The 14,958-nt window shown below is 64.1% G+C and carries 17 protein-coding genes and 2 pseudogenes; 5 read left to right on the plus strand and 14 right to left on the minus strand.

Features of this window, described 5'->3' with window-relative positions:
- Positions 1-5: 5 nt before the first annotated feature.
- The 11 genes from HRV97_RS16280 to HRV97_RS16330 form a co-directional block, all read right to left on the minus strand.
- Positions 6-266 carry a hypothetical protein gene (locus tag HRV97_RS16280; protein WP_174195194.1) on the minus strand — a complete coding sequence of 87 codons (261 nt, stop codon included), beginning with the start codon at positions 264-266 and terminating at the stop codon, positions 6-8.
- A gap of 496 nt (positions 267-762) precedes the next feature.
- The gene (locus HRV97_RS16285) at positions 763-1,209 is read right to left on the minus strand and encodes a DUF411 domain-containing protein (protein WP_246248815.1); all 447 of its coding nucleotides are present in this window, start codon (positions 1,207-1,209) and stop codon (positions 763-765) included.
- Between the two features lie 72 nt (positions 1,210-1,281).
- Positions 1,282-1,677 carry a DUF305 domain-containing protein gene (locus tag HRV97_RS16290; protein ID WP_174195195.1) on the minus strand — a complete coding sequence of 132 codons (396 nt, stop codon included), beginning with the start codon at positions 1,675-1,677 and terminating at the stop codon, positions 1,282-1,284.
- A 176-nt stretch (positions 1,678-1,853) separates the two neighbouring features.
- Positions 1,854-2,480 carry a hypothetical protein gene (locus HRV97_RS16295; protein ID WP_246248816.1) on the minus strand — a complete coding sequence of 209 codons (627 nt, stop codon included), beginning with the start codon at positions 2,478-2,480 and terminating at the stop codon, positions 1,854-1,856.
- A gap of 137 nt (positions 2,481-2,617) precedes the next feature.
- Complete coding sequence (locus HRV97_RS16300; protein ID WP_246248817.1) at positions 2,618-3,139, minus strand: c-type cytochrome; 522 nt, start codon at positions 3,137-3,139, stop codon at positions 2,618-2,620.
- Positions 3,140-3,269: 130 nt separating this feature from the next.
- Positions 3,270-4,559: a copper resistance protein B gene (locus tag HRV97_RS16305; RefSeq protein WP_174195197.1), complete on the minus strand. Its 1,290-nt coding sequence runs from the start codon at positions 4,557-4,559 to the stop codon at positions 3,270-3,272.
- On the minus strand, positions 4,556-6,544 hold the full coding sequence (locus tag HRV97_RS16310) for a copper resistance system multicopper oxidase (RefSeq protein WP_174195198.1): 1,989 nt from the start codon (positions 6,542-6,544) through the stop codon (positions 4,556-4,558). Before HRV97_RS16310 ends, HRV97_RS16305 begins: the two co-directional genes overlap by 4 nt.
- A 108-nt stretch (positions 6,545-6,652) precedes the next feature.
- Entirely contained in the window at positions 6,653-7,837 is a 1,185-nt protein-coding gene (locus HRV97_RS16315; protein WP_174195199.1) for an acyltransferase family protein, read from the minus strand.
- Between the two features lie 71 nt (positions 7,838-7,908).
- Positions 7,909-8,472 carry an RNA polymerase sigma factor gene (locus HRV97_RS16320; RefSeq protein ID WP_066782013.1) on the minus strand — a complete coding sequence of 188 codons (564 nt, stop codon included), beginning with the start codon at positions 8,470-8,472 and terminating at the stop codon, positions 7,909-7,911.
- 10 nt (positions 8,473-8,482) lie between these two features.
- Entirely contained in the window at positions 8,483-8,923 is a 441-nt protein-coding gene (locus HRV97_RS16325; protein ID WP_174195200.1) for a periplasmic heavy metal sensor, read from the minus strand.
- Entirely contained in the window at positions 8,920-9,195 is a 276-nt protein-coding gene (locus HRV97_RS16330; RefSeq protein WP_174195201.1) for a hypothetical protein, read from the minus strand. The genes HRV97_RS16325 and HRV97_RS16330 overlap by 4 nt, the downstream gene beginning before the upstream one ends.
- 129 nt (positions 9,196-9,324) lie before the next feature.
- Here HRV97_RS16330 and copC point away from each other — a divergent pair, with 129 nt between their 5' ends.
- From copC to HRV97_RS16345, 3 genes are read left to right on the plus strand one after another with little or no spacing between them, the layout of a single operon-like run.
- Positions 9,325-9,690 (plus strand): copper homeostasis periplasmic binding protein CopC, encoded by a 366-nt coding sequence (gene copC / locus HRV97_RS16335; RefSeq protein WP_174195208.1) that lies wholly within the window; start codon positions 9,325-9,327, stop codon positions 9,688-9,690.
- Positions 9,691-9,694: 4 nt separating this feature from the next.
- On the plus strand, positions 9,695-10,621 hold the full coding sequence (gene copD, locus HRV97_RS16340) for a copper homeostasis membrane protein CopD (RefSeq protein WP_174195202.1): 927 nt from the start codon (positions 9,695-9,697) through the stop codon (positions 10,619-10,621).
- A 52-nt stretch (positions 10,622-10,673) separates the two neighbouring features.
- The gene (locus tag HRV97_RS16345; protein WP_174195209.1) at positions 10,674-10,943 is read left to right on the plus strand and encodes a flagellar biosynthetic protein FliQ; all 270 of its coding nucleotides are present in this window, start codon (positions 10,674-10,676) and stop codon (positions 10,941-10,943) included.
- 51 nt (positions 10,944-10,994) lie between these two features.
- Here HRV97_RS16345 and HRV97_RS16350 read toward each other — a convergent pair whose 3' ends face one another.
- The 3 genes from HRV97_RS16350 to HRV97_RS16360 form a co-directional block, all read right to left on the minus strand.
- Positions 10,995-11,330, minus strand: coding sequence for a four-helix bundle copper-binding protein (locus HRV97_RS16350; protein ID WP_174195203.1), 336 nt, complete (start codon positions 11,328-11,330; stop codon positions 10,995-10,997).
- Between the two features lie 84 nt (positions 11,331-11,414).
- Positions 11,415-12,293 (minus strand): DUF4396 domain-containing protein, encoded by an 879-nt coding sequence (locus HRV97_RS16355; RefSeq protein ID WP_223176915.1) that lies wholly within the window; start codon positions 12,291-12,293, stop codon positions 11,415-11,417.
- A gap of 68 nt (positions 12,294-12,361) precedes the next feature.
- Complete coding sequence (locus HRV97_RS16360) at positions 12,362-13,675, minus strand: type II restriction endonuclease (RefSeq protein WP_174195205.1); 1,314 nt, start codon at positions 13,673-13,675, stop codon at positions 12,362-12,364.
- A 398-nt stretch (positions 13,676-14,073) separates the two neighbouring features.
- Between HRV97_RS16360 and HRV97_RS17725 the strand changes: the two are divergent.
- Both HRV97_RS17725 and HRV97_RS16365 read left to right on the plus strand, forming a co-directional pair.
- Positions 14,074-14,205, plus strand: a pseudogene (locus tag HRV97_RS17725) (YHS domain-containing protein); the annotation flags it as partial.
- Between the two features lie 60 nt (positions 14,206-14,265).
- Positions 14,266-14,880: pseudogene (locus HRV97_RS16365) on the plus strand (heavy metal-binding domain-containing protein); the annotation flags it as partial.
- Positions 14,881-14,958 lie beyond the last annotated feature (78 nt).

The raw sequence follows: 14,958 nt of genomic DNA on the forward strand, positions 1-14,958 counted from the left end.
CCGGGTTAACCGGAATGCTTGCCATTCATCGACATGCAAGTGTCGGATGCCTGCTTCATCATCGCGCAGTCGCAGGCGGCGGTCTGGGGAGCGTCCGCGACCCACACCCGGCGAGGCGCAGTCACCGGCGCCCTCGGGCCGTAGGACGGTCCTGAGCGCCACTCCCAATGCCCGGGCTGCTTCTGATTTTCCGAGTTAATCGGCGAAGCCGACGCGGAAGACACGGCAACGACAGCGGCGAGCGCCGCAAATACGATCTTCTTCATGGTAGAATTCCGTTCTGATAAGATGCACAGACGGGTTCTGAAGCCGTCTTCGGCTAGCCGAAAGCGAGCAGAACCAATTTCGGGATCAGATCAAACGGTAGGGGGCTCCGGTTCGGGAGCAACGTCGAGCCCGGCAAGCACCGGCGAGGTGGGCCAGCTTGCAGCAAGACGGGGAGCATAAGCGTGCTCCGTCAGGGGCCGCGGCTCCTCGAACGTCATCGGAATGGTGCAGCCCATCTGAGCGATGCACGCAAGCGTCAGCCCCTTGCAGGGCTGCTTCGGCGACTGCTTCTGCGGAGCTGCCATCTCCGAGCAATCCATGCCGGCCGGCATGGTGTGGCTTGCTTCCACTGTTGGCGCAAGCGTCGGCCCAGCGGCAAGCGCCATCCCTTGGCCGAACAGGCCAAGAAGCGCTCCAAGCAAGAGCAGTAGGGATAGCCGACGTTTCACCACGAGATTTTCATCGATTGTAACACTTTAGAAGTCAATGAACTCATTAGTTGTGGTGAGCATACGGGCGACGCCCGCCCGGCCCAAATGCAATAACGTCGTAGGGTTGTCCTTTCACGCCAGCTACTTCCATGCCCGGCGAACCGAGCGGCATTCCCGCAACTGCCAAGCCACGCACACCTTTCGGATGCTGTGCCAGCACGCGCTTCATGTCGGCGATGGGAACGTGCCCCTCGAACGCCATACCGTCGATAATGGCGGTATGGCAGGACCCAAGCTGAGCCGGGACGCCTACGCGGCGCTGAAAGGCGGCTCGATTGGCGTCGTCGACGATCTGCACCTTGCGGCCGAACTGCTGGCGGACCTGAGCCGCCCATTTCTCGCAACAACCACACCCAGGATCGCGATGCATGGCGATGTCGGCTGCCGCCGACGCTACGGCCGGGATCGTCATCAACACGGCGGCGAGAGCGCCACGAAAACCAGATTTCATAGAGTCAGCTCCAGATTGCTTAGCTCCGCCCTGCCGGGGGGATTTGGGGGACTGACAGGGCGGGGCAGCACCTTACTGCGGGCGCTTGCCATGCTTGCGGAGCCACGCCTGTAGCTCGGCAATGTCCTTTTCCTGCTTCGTAATCGTCATCTGCGCCATGCGCTTTGTATCGGCGTCGGTCGCTTCCCGAACCGCGACGCGCGACATGGCGATGGCGCCGCGATGATGCTCGATCATCTTGCGGGTCCACATTTCGGCCGCGTCGCCCTGCCTTGCGGCCATCATCTTCTGATGCATGTCCATCTCAGCCTGGCCGTAAGGATTGCCGGCCATCATCTGCTTCATCATGTCGTCGTGGTTCATGCCCGGCATGGAGCCATGATTCATGCCTTGCATACCCCCGCCCTGCTGCGCGAGTGCGGGCGTGGCGATGAGTGCCAAAGCTGCTAAAGTCGGTGCGAAGCGCATTTATCGATCTCCTTGGGTCCTAAGGGTTCTACGCGTGCGGGGCGTCGACCCCTCAGGCGAGTCGTTAGAACGCGCGAGATAGTAGCGAGAAACGGCACTTTATTTCTGAGGGATGTGCTTCCGCGCCGCGTACTTCATACCTGGTTATTCCCGCTCTCGCCGCGCGCCCTCTGCTGTTAGACAGTGCGGGTGGCGGCACCACGCCGCCGCCGTTTGGGCCACCGTATGTAGAGAAGAACCGCACCGCCCAGCCAAAGAGCGAGCCCGCCGATCGCGAAGGCGAGCAGCCAGGGCGTGTTGAAGTTCTCGTGGTTCTGCCAATCCATGATGTGGAGGCCCCAAAAGAAGTCGTAGAGCCGCCACGTCCCCGTTCTCACCGCCACGATCCGGCCGGTGTCGGCCGCCACGAAGACGCAGGTGGAATCGGGGTCGGCGAACGCCACGCGCCAGGCGGGAAGCGTGCCGCGATACTCGGGACTGGGGCGCTCGATCCGCTCTACTGTTGCCCTGGGTCGCTCGCTGCCGCGCCAGGCGGCACGCGCGATAGCCTCTGCTTCGGCCGCGGTCGGCGTGGGTAGCGCCGCGCCCGTTTTGGCGTCGAACAAGCGCGTGCCTTTGGCGGTCGTCACTTCCGCGACCGGGCGGCCAAGCCACATGCGATAGGTGATGGTCTCGATCGGCGCGGCCGCCGCGACGGCGATCGCCGACGCCGGCGCGAGCGGGACGCCGCTCGGCAGGGTTGCGGCTGCTTTCCGGTCTACCAGATGGTCGCCATGCACGCGGTCGATAGGCAAGAAGCTCATCAAAGCGCCGCTCGCAAACCATAGGAGAAGCTGTGCGCCGATGACGATCGCAAGTCACTTGTGGGTGCGACTCGCGAGGAGGTGCAGCCGCAATTTTGTGCTTTTCAGAACCGCCCTCCATTAGTCCACCGCGGGCGTTATTTCATGCCCGGCATGTCCTTCATCATCTCGTCATGGTCTGCCGGCGCGCTTGCGACCAATGCCTTATACTGCTCGGGCGTCATGCCGGGGAGCTTGCGCACAAACGCGACCATATCCCAAATCAGAGGGTCGGGATGCGACTTGCCCCATGCCGGCATGGCGCTGAGCTTCACGCCGTGCTTGATGATCCAGAATTGCTGCGCCGGCGTGAGATCCTGGGCGCGAGCGAGTTCCGGCGCCTGGGGGTATAGGCCCTGGCTCATCTCGGATTTCTCGACGCCGGGGCCGAGATGGCACCCTGAGCACATCTCCCCGTAAAGTCCGGCGCCGACCGAAACGCGCTGTGCCGACGCAAGGTCGGCGGGGGGCGTGATGCCTCTCGCGTGCGCCTGGATCGACCGATCGCGCAGGCGTTCGAGCACCGAATAGACTGCCGGCGTGTGCGGCTCGTCGGCCGCGACGTTATAGACGCCAAGGTAAATGAAGGCGGCTGCGCCCACGGCGACTAGAACCGCCATCAGTGCGACAAAGGACACGCTCGGCAGGTGTCGGCGCACCGTCCCCGGTCTGTTTCGTTCCATTGCTTCCTCCCTCAGAAAGCCGGATTATTGCGCGGGCGGGCAACACTGCGACGCTGCGGTGGCGCGCTCAGAACCACATGCGGATGCCGGCGACGATGCTGCGGGACGTGGCTTTGTCGCCCTCTGCCCGAGCGAAGCGCGCGGTGTCGCCGAACCGGCGATCCCACGACACACCGAGGTAGGGCGCGAACTCGCGCCTTACCTCGTAGCGAAGCCTAAGTCCCAGCTCGGCATTGGAAAGGCCCGATCCAATCCGATTTTCCGGCACGTCCTGGGCTGCGAAATTGAGCTCGGCGCGCGGTTGCAGGATCAGCCGCTGGGTGATGCGCTGATCGTAATAGCCCTCTAGCCGCCCAAGTACGTCACCCTTATTCGACAGGAACAGCGCCCCCTCGACCTCGAACCAACCTGGGGCCAACCCCTCAAATCCGACGGTCGCATAGGTGCGCTTCGGGGACGGCCCCAGGTCCTGACGGACGCCGGCCTGGAGGTTGAAATAAGGGCCGATCGCCCGGCTGTAGAGCGCCTGAATCTCGGCGCTCTCGAGACCCTCGCGGAACGCTCCCTCGCCCTCGGTCTTGACGAACAGGCGATTGATGTCCCCGCCGAACCATGCCTCGCCATCCCAGCGATAGCCGTCGCGGCCGTTGCGAAACTGATACTCGGCAAGGTTCAACAGCACCTGGTTGAAGTTCTGCCCGCCGTGATGCTGCTGAAGGTGGTGGCGGCCCATCGCCATCGCGTCTGCGCCATAGACGCTATCGGCCGCATGGTCGGTCGGGGGGGGCGGGGCCGGGGTGTTCCCTGCGGCAAGCGCGGTGCCGGTCTGCTGCACGCCCTCCATCGCCATACCTGGCATCCCGGCCATACCGGACATTCCTGGCATGTCGTGGCCGCTGCCCTGGTCCGCCGGCATGTTCATGCCCGGCATGGCCGAATGATCCATGCCTTGCATCGGCTGCTGCGCGCCCTGAGCGGGCGTCTCGCTGCTCCCGGGCATTTGCATCCCCGGCATCGCCTGCATGTCGTGCTGAGCGCCCTGTGGGGCGGCCTGGTCCATCCCGGGCATGGTTGAATGATCCATGCCCGGCATGGTCCCGTGATCCATACCCTTCATACCGGCCATCGGGGCGGCCTTCCGCTTCGCCGGAGCCGCTTTCCGCTTCGCGGCCGCTGGCTTGGCCTTCGTTGATTTCCCCTTCGTCGCGGGCTTTGCTGCCGGCTTCTTCTTGGCCGGCATCGGCATCGTCATGCCCGGCATGGAGCCGTGGTCCATGCCCTGCATCGACTGGGCAGCGACAGGGGCTGCCACGCCGAGCATGGTGCTGGCGGCCAGCGCCGCGATCAGCCGGTTCATGCCGCGGCTCCTTCAAGCGGCCGAACCGTCACGACCCGCATCATGCCTGCGGTCATGTGGTAGAGGTTATGGCAGTGGAACGCCCAATCGCCCGGCGCATCGGCGGTCAGGTCGAAGGTCATTTTGCCCCCGGGCGGCACGTTGACCGTGTGTTTGCGCGGCGCATGGTCACCGTGCCCCGTCACCAGCTCGAAAAAGTGGCCATGGAGGTGGATCGGGTGGGGCATCATCGTGTCGTTCACCAACGTAATCCGCGCCCGCTCACCGTTGCGAAACGGGATCGGGTCGGCCGGGTCGCTGAGCTTCTGACCGTCGAAGCCCCACATGTAGCGTTCCATGTTGCCCGTCAGGTGGATCTCGAACTGCCGCGACGGTGCGCGCACGTCCGGGTTCGGCTGCAGCGCAACGAGGTCTCGGTAGGTGAGGACACGGTGATCGACGTCTTCCAAGCCCTGGGGCGGTTCGCCGCTGCGGTCTGTCGGCGAGGGGGAAATGGTCTGAACGCCTGGCCCCATCTTTACCTGCGGGGCATTCTTCGGGTCGCGCATGTTCATGCTCATGCCGCCACCTGACCCGTGGTCCATGCCGGCCATGCTGCCGCCACTCATCTGGCTGTGATCCATGCCGGCCATGCCGGCGCCGCCCGCCGCCATCTGGCTGTGGTCCATCCCGGACATGCCCGCCATCGCGGCGCCTACCGCCACAGTTCCGTGATCGGTCGGCCCATTCCAGCCTGTCAGCTTCCACAAGTTACGCGATGCATTCTGCATCACGGTAGGGTCGAGCCCGCGCTTCGCGACCGGCCCTTTGTCCTTCATGCCGGACATGCCCTCCATGCCGGACATGCCCTGCATCCCGCCCATGCTGCTCATGTCCATTCCCATGTCGGTCATGGTCAGCAGCGTGCGCGGGCGGAGCGGCGGGACAGGCGCGATCATGCCCTCTCGCGGGGCAAGCGTCGCACGCCCCATGCCCGAACGGTCGATCGCCTCGGAAACGAAGCTGTAGGCGCGGTCCTCGGGCGTCACGATCACATCGAAGGTCTCGGCGACGCCGATCTGGAACTCATCCACCTTGACCGGGCGCACATTCTGGCCGTCGGCTTGCACGACGGTCATCGGCAGGTCGGGGATACGGACGTTGAAATTGGTCTGCGCTGCGGCGTTGATGATCCGCAAGCGGACGCGCTCGCCTGCTATGAACAGCCCCGTCCAATTGTCATACGGCCCGTAGCCATTCACCAGGAAGGTGTAGGTCGATCCGGTGACGTCGGCGATGTCGGCGGGGTCCATCCGCATCTTGCCCCATTCGACGCGGTCCTTGAGGGGCATTTCGCGACCCGCGAGCAAGCCCGCGAGGGTCGGCCGCTGATAGTTGAAGTAGGCGCCGCCCATCTGCTTCAGCTTGCGGAAAATCTGCTCGCCGGTCATCTGGCTATGGTCGGACAACACGATCACATGCTCGCGGTCGAATGCGATCGGGTCGGTGCCTGCCGGGTCGATCACGATCGGCCCGTAGAGGCCGCCCTGCTCCTGCTCGCCGGAATGGCTGTGATACCAGTAGGTGCCCGACTGGATGACCGGGAACTCGTAAACGAAGGTCGAGCGCGCCTTGATGCCGGGGAAGCTGATCCCGGGCACGCCGTCCATCGCGAAGGGCACGAGCAGCCCGTGCCAGTGGATCGAGCTGTCCTCGTCGAGATTGTTGGTGACGGACAGGCGGACCTTCTGCCCCTCCTTCAAGCGAATGAGCGGAGCCGGCACCGTGCCGTTGACGCCGATTGCTGGCGTTGACTTGCCATCGACGGGAAGTTTGAAACCGTCGATCGTCAACGCGATGTCGGTTCCCGAAACAGTCGGGAGCTGCTTGACGATGCCGCGGGAGACGGGCTGCGCCCACGCAGGCATATAAGCTGAAAGCGCCAGCCCGCCGCCCGCCAGGGCGGCGCCGCGTAGTACCTGGCGACGGTCGATAGTGCGGCTCATGCGATGCTCAAGCTCTCGATTAGAAATGTCCATCTAGTCTTGATACGCAACGCGCTCACATAGCCCTCAACCTTTGTGAAAAACGACGCACGCTGATCGGCATCCGGGTCATTCGACACGGGGGCTGCGACTGGCGAGTAGCCTGGAAGTCAAAAACGAACGCACCGTCCCAGTGTGCCTCTCGGTGAATCGCGCAAAGACCCAGCACACGACAATGGCCAATGTGAGCGCTCCTCCCATAAGGAGGATATTGGCTGCGGTCGGGGGCATCCGCTCGGAACTGAGCAGCATAGCCGCCGCGAACGCGATCACTGGAAAATGCAGAGCATAAAGCGAGAAGCTGGCCTGCGCGCCATAGGCAGCTAGCGGCTGCAGCCAGCGGGGGGCAGGCGGATCGACCAGCAGCAGCACATAGAGAAAAAGCGCGAACGTCGCTGCCAGCGCCAATTCCAGATATGTCAAGCCGATAATTCGTACAGCGATCAGCATCAAGATCAGGGCGGCGCTGGCAACGCTCAACCAAATGCCGCGAAGTGGTAAGCGGCGATCCGCATCGGTCCGCGCACGAGTTGCCCGGTAAAGCGCGGCACCGCAAAGCCAGCAGCCAAAGCCGATCACCATATGCGGTACGATCCACGCAAGGCCGATCGCTAGTAGAAACGGTGAAATACGGCGTGTGCGCCAGCTAACGATGATGGCCGGAAACCAGATATAGAACCAGAACTCGTAGGCCAGACTCCAGAGCGGACCATTTGTGCCGAATGGTGCGACCGCAATGCCTTGCAAGAAAAAGATATTGCCGAGCAATACGCGCCAACTGAGCGCATCACCGACGTTCCTGCGGAGCACGTAGGTATCGGTCGCACCGCTGTGTGTCGTCGCCTCCATGCCATAGAGGGCAATCGCGTCTAGCACACCGCCGATCGCCAGCGCGGGCAGCAGGACCACCAGCAACCGGGCAAGCCGGTCGATCAGATAACTCGGCCATCGCCAGCCCGTCATAACTCGGCGCTCGACGCTGCGGGTGATCCAATAGCCGCTTAAAACAAAAAACAGGATGACGCTTGCATGTGCATAGCCAGCGAGAAAATACGCGGCCGCAGCCAGGACCGATGATTGGCCGGAATAGTCTTCGATCAACAGATACCATGCATGCGCAAATGCGACGATAATCGCGAGCGCGCCGCGCATGGCATCCATCGCCACAAAGGCGTCATGATCCGGCTCCGGGTCATCGCGCCCATAATTGATCGACTGGCCGTCCTCGCGACGCGCGTCCTGTGTATCCCCCATATCCGGAATACGCAGATCGACCGCGCATCCCTCGCGGCATCTGATTCCGCCAGAGGAATGCGGCAATCGCCTTACATTAGCGATGCCGCTAGTTTCTGACGGGCACGGTAGAGGCGCGTTTCCACCGCCTTTTCGCTAATCGATAGAACGGCCGCGGTCTCGGCTTGGCTAAGCCCTTCGATGGTTCGCAACACCAAAGGCTCCTTCAACGTGGCAGGAAGGCCGGCGATGGCCCGTGTCACGCGGTCCAACTCCTGCCGATCGCCGGTCGCATCATCGGCACCCACTTGGTCATCAACAACAGCCTCGGCCTCGGGGCCGATCGGCGTCGCGAACGACAGAAAACGGCGCACCGTCCGCTTACGTCCCCAATCGCGGCACTTGTTGATCGCTATCGTGGACAGCCATGCACGCATCGAACGCTGGCCATCGTAGCGAGGCATGGCTTGATGGGCTGCGACAAAAGTTTCCTGTAGCAGGTCCAGCGCCTCGTCGGTTTCACCGACGCAGGCTCGCACCACGCGGAAAACGGATTGGCGATGACGGCGCATGATCTCGGCGAAGGCGGCTTCCCGCCCCGCGATGCTGAGCGTCGCAAGCTCACCCTCGGAAAGTGCCGTCCAATCGAAGCTCACTCGCCAGAACTCACCGGGCGTCGTCGGTGAGCGCCTTCACCACCGCTTGGTCGAATTGCCCGGTCTGGTTGGGCCGGAGAAGCTGTCGCATGGCGAATATATGCGCGAGCGTCGCCTTCTGTAGCTCGCCCATGACGGCGTGGCTGCGATCGACCGCCGCGGCGACGCGGGGGCCGTTGCCGTGCTCGGCTTCGATCGCCTCTGCGAGCCGCGCATTATCGGCCCTCAGCTCAAGCTCGAAGGCGCGGCGCTGCACCGCAAACCGCTGTTCCAACACTTCAAGCCTGGCCTGCTGGTTCGCGTCCAACGCCAGCTCGTGATGCAGCACGTCATGCAATTCCGCGCCAGGCTGCGCTCTCGCCGGGAGAAGCGCTCGCCCGACGAACACGCCGCCGACCGCGGCGATAAAGCACGCAATGACGCAGAGCGCCAAGCGGGTGCGGCCGCTCATGGCGCGCCGACAAGCAAGGTCGAGGGCGCCAGCGGCGACACCGGCCCGAGCGGAGATAGCGACGATGCCGCACTGGCTTCCTTTGCCGGAACCCCTGCGCCAACGATCCCCATGACGAGCGCCACAGCGATCGTCATGGCTCCTAGGCCCATGCCGGCGCGCGCCACTGGCCGTGCAGCAATGCGCGCGAGCACCCTGGCTTCGATTCCGTCAAGGCTCGCAGGCACCGGCGCCCGAGCCAGCCTCGTCAATACTGCGTCGAGATCGTCCATGTCGTTCACTCCGCCCCCTTAGCATGGATTACGCAAGCGCAGCTCTCATCCCTCACCAAATGTCTTTGAGGGGTGATCGAACGGGGCGCGTAATGAAGGACAGGAACCCTCCTTTTGAAAGACATCTCTATGCGTCGTGTATCTGTTCTGAGTGCTGCCGCCGCCCTTGCGTTCGCCGGCACGGCCTACGCGCATCCCAAACTGGTTTCCGCCAGCCCGGCCGCCAACGCGACGGTCGCCAAGCCCGCTCGCCTCGAGCTGCGTTTCAGCGAAAAGTTGGTGCCGGCCTTTTCCAAGGCTGATCTGATCATGGCTGCCATGCCCGGCATGCCGGAGATGAAGATCGCCAGCACCGCAGCACTTGCCTCCGATGGCAAGACCCTCGTCGTCACACCGAAGGCGCCGCTCCACTCGGGGCGCTACAATGTCGCCTGGAATGTCGTCTCGACCGACACGCACAAGATCGCCGGTACTTATACCTTCACAGTGAAGTAAGGCGATGGGGGACTGGTGGCTGATCGGTGTCCGCTTTGCGCTTTACCTGACGCTGGCGGCGCTGTTCGGCCTTTCCGCATTCGGCCTCTATGGGCTGCGGGCAGGCGAGCGCGGCGACGCGCTCGCGTTGCGCCCGTGGCTCGTCGCCAGCGCGGCGCTCGGCCTCATCTTTTCGGTCGCCTGGGTCGTACTGATGGCCTCCTCGATGGCGGGGACGCCGGCTTGGCCGGTCGACCATGAAGCGGTCGGCGCCCTACTCACGGGTTCAGCGATCGGGGTGGCCTGGAAGCTCCGAATGGTCATGCTCGCCCTGGCGACGCTGGCTGCCATGCTCGCCGCTGGTCGGGGCGCCTGGTTGGGCATCGTTGCGCTGGGCTCGGCCGTCGCGCTCGGGACGCTGGCATGGACCGGGCACGGCGCAATGGACGAAGCCGCGATGGGCTGGGTCCATCTTGCTGCTGATATTCTCCACCTGATCGCCTCGGGTGCCTGGGTCGGCGCGCTGCTTGGATTGATCCTTCTCGTCTCCCGGCCTGCCGCATGCGTTGACGCGGCGCATCTCGGGCTTACGCACCGCGCGCTCCATGGGTTCGGGACGGTCGGAACGGTCGTGGTCGGCACGATCGTCGTCACTGGCCTGGTCAACGGTTGGATGCTGGTCGGGATCGGCAACATCACCGCGCTCGCGGCGACCCTCTATGGGCAGCTTCTCCTCGCCAAGCTGGCCCTGTTCGTCGCCATGCTGGGCTTGGCCTCGCTCAACCGGTTCCGGCTGACGCCGGCCTTTGAGCGGTCGATGGCCGCTTCCGATCATGGTGCGGCGCTCGCCGCGCTGCGGACAAGCCTCGCGGTGGAGATGGCCTGCGTCGTCGCGATCCTCGGGCTCGTTGCTTGGCTGGGCACACTCGCCCCGCCTGCTTCGGCGATGTGATGCGCGTCCGGGGAGCCCTCGCGTTCCCCGGCCCGACAGGCGCTTGCGCCTGATGGATCAATCCGTCCTTCTCGACGAGACGGGCAGGATGCTGGTCGTGGTCGGCCTGATCTGCGTGGTTCTGCTCGTGCCGATGATGATCGTCGGGCTGATTATCAGCATCATTCAGGCCGCCACCTCGATCAACGAACAGACGCTGAGCTTCGTCCCCAAGCTCATCGCCCTGGGCGTATGCCTGGTCGTGTTCGGAAGCGCCGCGGTCGAGCTGCTGACGAAGTTTACTGGCGAACTGTTCGACGTGATCGCGCGGATGGGACACTAGCAACCCAGCGCCCCTGTGCGCGGGCGGCTGACCGCCCGCGCCAGCGGGTGGTCAGGCCGCCATCTTCTCGCACGCCTCGGCACAACGCAGGCAGGCTTGGACACAATCCTCCATACCGTCGAGCCCTTGGCAGCTCTGCGCGCACGCACGGCAAATCTCGGCGCACTCGCGACAGATATGACGGTGATGCTCGGAGCCGCGGGCCATGAAGTCCATCGCGACCGAGCATATCTGCGCGCAGTCGAGCATGATCTTGATGTGCTGCGGCTCGGCGTGGCGGCCGCCTGCTTCCAGGCAATGGTTCACGGCCATCGACAGGCAGGTCACATGGCATTGGTGACAGGCGTCCATGCACTCCTGCATCTCGGCGCTCATCTGGTGGTGCATCGTTCTTCCTTCCATCGGCCCCGCCCATTTGAAGATACGCGGCGCAGCGCTCGATCCCTTGTCGAGCGCGCCGAAAGAACGCCGTCACATCGTCCAGCGGCCTCCGATTGTCGCCACGATGATCCCGGCGCTAAGCGCGAGCAGCGTCAGCACGGTCATCGCGACGATCTGCGCCGGCGTCGCGCTTGGACCTTCGGCTATGCTTGCCATGCCGGCTATCGCTTTATGTTCCATCCCAGACATGGGGGCGGTGCCGGCCTTTTCGGCCGCCATGCCGTGCCCGCCATGCCCGAGCGCGCGCACCGTCCCCATGCCGTGCTTCAAGCGGACACCGACGAGCCATAGGTTGACCGGGTAGGCGACAGCGAAGCCGACGAGCGTAGCAAGCGACATGACGCCCCAGAAGCGAAGCGAGCTGGCGTGCATCGCCGCCATGTCCCGGCTCATCAACACTACCATCGTCGGGATCATCCCGGCCATGACCGCATTCATCGACAACCACTCAGGGATGAAGGACGCGCGAAGCGCTTCCCAATAGGAGCCGCCCGCCATGTCGCGCATGAATAGCGCCTGGAATATGAGAAGGCCAAAGCCGAAGCCGAAAACATATTCTGCGATCACGTCCTGCCACATCGGCAAGCCGAGCGCGGTCGTGATCGCCGCCGCCACGATGATGCCCGTGGCGTCGCCGGCGATGCAATGGATCGAGGAGCCGAACGCCTGCTTCCAAAGCGGCCGAACGAAGTCCTCGTGCCGCTGCGTCGCCGGCTCCTGGCACGAGAGCACATAGGCCGCCGCCATGATCGGGCCGCCATAGAGCGTGACCAACAGCCAACCCCACTTCATCACCTTCAGCTCGGGATTGCGGGTGAACGCATCCCACGCGACGTAGGCAACGGACAGCGCGGTCAGCGCAAACCAGACGATCAACAGCGGATCGAGCCAGGGAACCGGGGAAGGCATCGTCACGGCGGCTCTCCTCTATTGCTAGAGGATACGTGCCCCCCGATCTTACCCCTTGACGGGGCGGCTTATCCAAGCTTGCTGGCGATGGCCTTAATCGCTTTCAGCCCCGATCCGAACCTACCGATCGCTTCGCGGTTCTTCTCCAGCTCGCCGTAGGGGAGGTAGGAAATGTCGAGGTCAGCGACGCGGCTGAACGCGGGCCGTTGCAACTGCGCGCGAACGTCCGCCTCGCGCGCGTCGGGAGCGACGAGGAACAGCCCCGCGGTCGCGTGAAGATCGCTGCCGCTGAGCGCCAGGTCGAGCATCCTGACGATGCCCGAGTAGATTGAGGTCGAGTGCTCCACCTCGAACGCCGCGGCGACGTGATCGCGGCCCCGCTCAAGCCAAAGCACGTCGATCAAGCGGATGGAGTCCGCGCCTTTCGAGGCCGCGATCGTGTTGGGCAGGCGCTCAAGGCATCCAGCTCCTAAGGCCGATCCTTTGAAGGACCGGCTGCGATCGTTCGCCGCAATCCACACGTCATAGCCGAGCGCCAGTCCTAGATCGCGAAGCCACGCCTGGATCTCGGTATGGGTGCGCTCGTTCTCGCCCTGCGCCATCGCCGCCTTGCTGAGCGTGCGCGCTTCCTCGCGGGCCGCCTCAAGTCGCTGGCCCCACGTCGTCAACGCCGTTTCGCTCCCGTCGAGCGGGGGTGCGGGGTAGCGGTCGGAGCCTACATCAAACAACAAGCCCCCGATCGCACCAAGGTCGTTCGATAGCAGGTCGCGATGCCTGTCGTTCAGGTCGAGAATGCCGGTTCGCATCGCCAGGAAGTGTTCCCAGCTCCCCAGCTTGACGTTCGCGCCGGTGAGCGCGTTGTAGCCCTTCACGATCGCGGTGTTGAAGGGCGGCACAAGCGTGGGGTGAAGGAAATAGAGCAGATTCGCGACCGCTGGCCCGAGCCCCTTGATCTTCAGGCGGTCGATCGCGTGGATATGGCCGATGATCTCCTCGGCCGTATCGCAGCACGAACAGGCGTCGAGCAGCCGGCCGAACGCGCGCTGGTTCTCCGGGCTTTCGTAAATGTCCGGGATGCGGAGCTTGGGCTTCCACAGAAAGGCGTGATCCGCGCCTTTGAAGATTTGCCGCTGCTCGGCGACGGAGTGGACGACGGTTTCGAGCGATGATCCCCGATAGGCGACGCCGAACGTGCCCCGCTCGATCTCGCTGACAACCTGGGTGATCCCGCGCCGGATCGAACGGAAGTTCTTCAACCGCTCGTCCCAGAGAAACCAGCTTCGATAGGTCGCGCTCGGATCGTCCCGCCAGCGGGAAATCAGGCGACAGACAAGGCCGTCGTGGTCATCGCCTGTGGAGAGGGTGTCGATCTGCGCTGCCATATGTCCCCGTTTTGCCCGGCCCGCGCTAGCGAGCCGGAATATAGACCTAAGCCGCGGTCCTCATAACGTCGAGAGTTTCGGGCTTGTCGCCGTCATGTGAGGGCAATGCCCCCCAGCCGCGTAGATTCAGCATACCCGCCACGCCGATAGTGCCTTGACCCTGACACGGTGTCAGACCTTACATGCTCTCGGGTCGAAGGAGTCTCGCCATGAACGACCCTCAATCCCATTCCCACGCCGGGGGCTGCGGCTGCTCGAAGCCCGCGAGCGAACCGGCGGCTGCTGCTGCGCCCTCATCTTGCTGCGGGGGCGGCTCGACCGCACCGGCTCCCATCGAGCACCATCACGCCGAGCCGGGGGGCTGCTGCTCGGGCAGCAAGGCAGGAGATACTGCCAAAATGATCAAAGACCCTGTGTGCGGGATGACCGTCGATCCGTCGAAAACTCCGCACCATGCCGAGCATGACGGGCGCGCCTTTCACTTTTGCAGTGCCGGCTGTCGGACCAAGTTCGTTGCCGATCCCGATGCTTTTCTGGGTGCGCACGCTGGGCATCATCATGGCGGCGCCGCGGCGCCGGTGATCGACCCGGTGTGTGGGATGACGGTCGATCCGGCGAAAACGGCGCACCATGCCGAGCACGCCGGCCACGCCTATCATTTCTGTAGCGCGGGATGCCGGACCAAGTTCATCGCCAATCCCGACGCCTATCTGAGCGGCAAGCCGCGTCCTGAGCCGATGGCGACGCCGGGTGCGATGTGGACGTGCCCGATGCACCCGGAAATCCGCCAGGAAGGGCCGGGAACCTGCCCGATCTGCGGCATGGCGCTCGAACCGGAAGAACCGTCGCTCGATGATGCGCCCAACCCCGAGCTGGTCGATTTCACGCGCCGGCTGTGGGTGGCCGGCGTGCTCACCATCCCGCTGCTGGTCGTCTCGATGTTCGCCGAAATGCTCGGGCTGCATGTCGTCAGCCCGGCCGCGTCCCCTTGGATCCAGCTCGCGCTCACCGCGCCGATCGTGCTGTGGGCGGGTGCGCCGTTCTTCGTGCGAGGGTGGCAGTCGCTCCGCACCCGCCACCTCAATATGTTCACCCTGATCGCGATCGGGGTGGGCGCGGCGTTCCTCTACAGCCTGGTCGCGACGCTAGCGCCGGGCATCTTCCCTGACACCTTCCGCACGCATGGCGGGATGGTGCCCGTCTATTAGGGGGCACCTCAAGGTTTGTCATATGGACAGCGGCAGTCGGAACAAATGGTCAACAAAGGCCTGAGCGTTGCCGCA

The sequence above is a fragment of the Sphingomonas hominis genome (genome assembly GCF_013328205.1).
GTDB classification, from domain to species: domain Bacteria; phylum Pseudomonadota; class Alphaproteobacteria; order Sphingomonadales; family Sphingomonadaceae; genus Sphingomonas; species Sphingomonas hominis.

Bases quoted from the DNA above. Each gene is read 5' to 3' on its own strand.
- HRV97_RS16280 (WP_174195194.1), bottom strand. From the start codon at position 266: ATGAAGAAGATCGTATTTGCGGCGCTCGCCGCTGTCGTTGCCGTGTCT.
- HRV97_RS16285 (WP_246248815.1), bottom strand. From the start codon at position 1,209: ATGAAATCTGGTTTTCGTGGCGCTCTCGCCGCCGTGTTGATGACGATC.
- HRV97_RS16290 (WP_174195195.1), bottom strand. From the start codon at position 1,677: ATGCGCTTCGCACCGACTTTAGCAGCTTTGGCACTCATCGCCACGCCC.
- HRV97_RS16295 (WP_246248816.1), bottom strand. From the start codon at position 2,480: ATGAGCTTCTTGCCTATCGACCGCGTGCATGGCGACCATCTGGTAGAC.
- HRV97_RS16300 (WP_246248817.1), bottom strand. From the start codon at position 3,139: ATGGCGGTTCTAGTCGCCGTGGGCGCAGCCGCCTTCATTTACCTTGGC.
- HRV97_RS16305 (WP_174195197.1), bottom strand. From the start codon at position 4,559: ATGAACCGGCTGATCGCGGCGCTGGCCGCCAGCACCATGCTCGGCGTG.
- HRV97_RS16310 (WP_174195198.1), bottom strand. From the start codon at position 6,544: ATGAGCCGCACTATCGACCGTCGCCAGGTACTACGCGGCGCCGCCCTG.
- HRV97_RS16315 (WP_174195199.1), bottom strand. From the start codon at position 7,837: ATGGGGGATACACAGGACGCGCGTCGCGAGGACGGCCAGTCGATCAAT.
- HRV97_RS16325 (WP_174195200.1), bottom strand. From the start codon at position 8,923: ATGAGCGGCCGCACCCGCTTGGCGCTCTGCGTCATTGCGTGCTTTATC.
- HRV97_RS16330 (WP_174195201.1), bottom strand. From the start codon at position 9,195: ATGGACGATCTCGACGCAGTATTGACGAGGCTGGCTCGGGCGCCGGTG.
- copC (WP_174195208.1), top strand. From the start codon at position 9,325: ATGCGTCGTGTATCTGTTCTGAGTGCTGCCGCCGCCCTTGCGTTCGCC.
- copD (WP_174195202.1), top strand. From the start codon at position 9,695: ATGGGGGACTGGTGGCTGATCGGTGTCCGCTTTGCGCTTTACCTGACG.
- HRV97_RS16345 (WP_174195209.1), top strand. From the start codon at position 10,674: ATGGATCAATCCGTCCTTCTCGACGAGACGGGCAGGATGCTGGTCGTG.
- HRV97_RS16350 (WP_174195203.1), bottom strand. From the start codon at position 11,330: ATGCACCACCAGATGAGCGCCGAGATGCAGGAGTGCATGGACGCCTGT.
- HRV97_RS16355 (WP_223176915.1), bottom strand. From the start codon at position 12,293: ATGCCTTCCCCGGTTCCCTGGCTCGATCCGCTGTTGATCGTCTGGTTT.
- HRV97_RS16360 (WP_174195205.1), bottom strand. From the start codon at position 13,675: ATGGCAGCGCAGATCGACACCCTCTCCACAGGCGATGACCACGACGGC.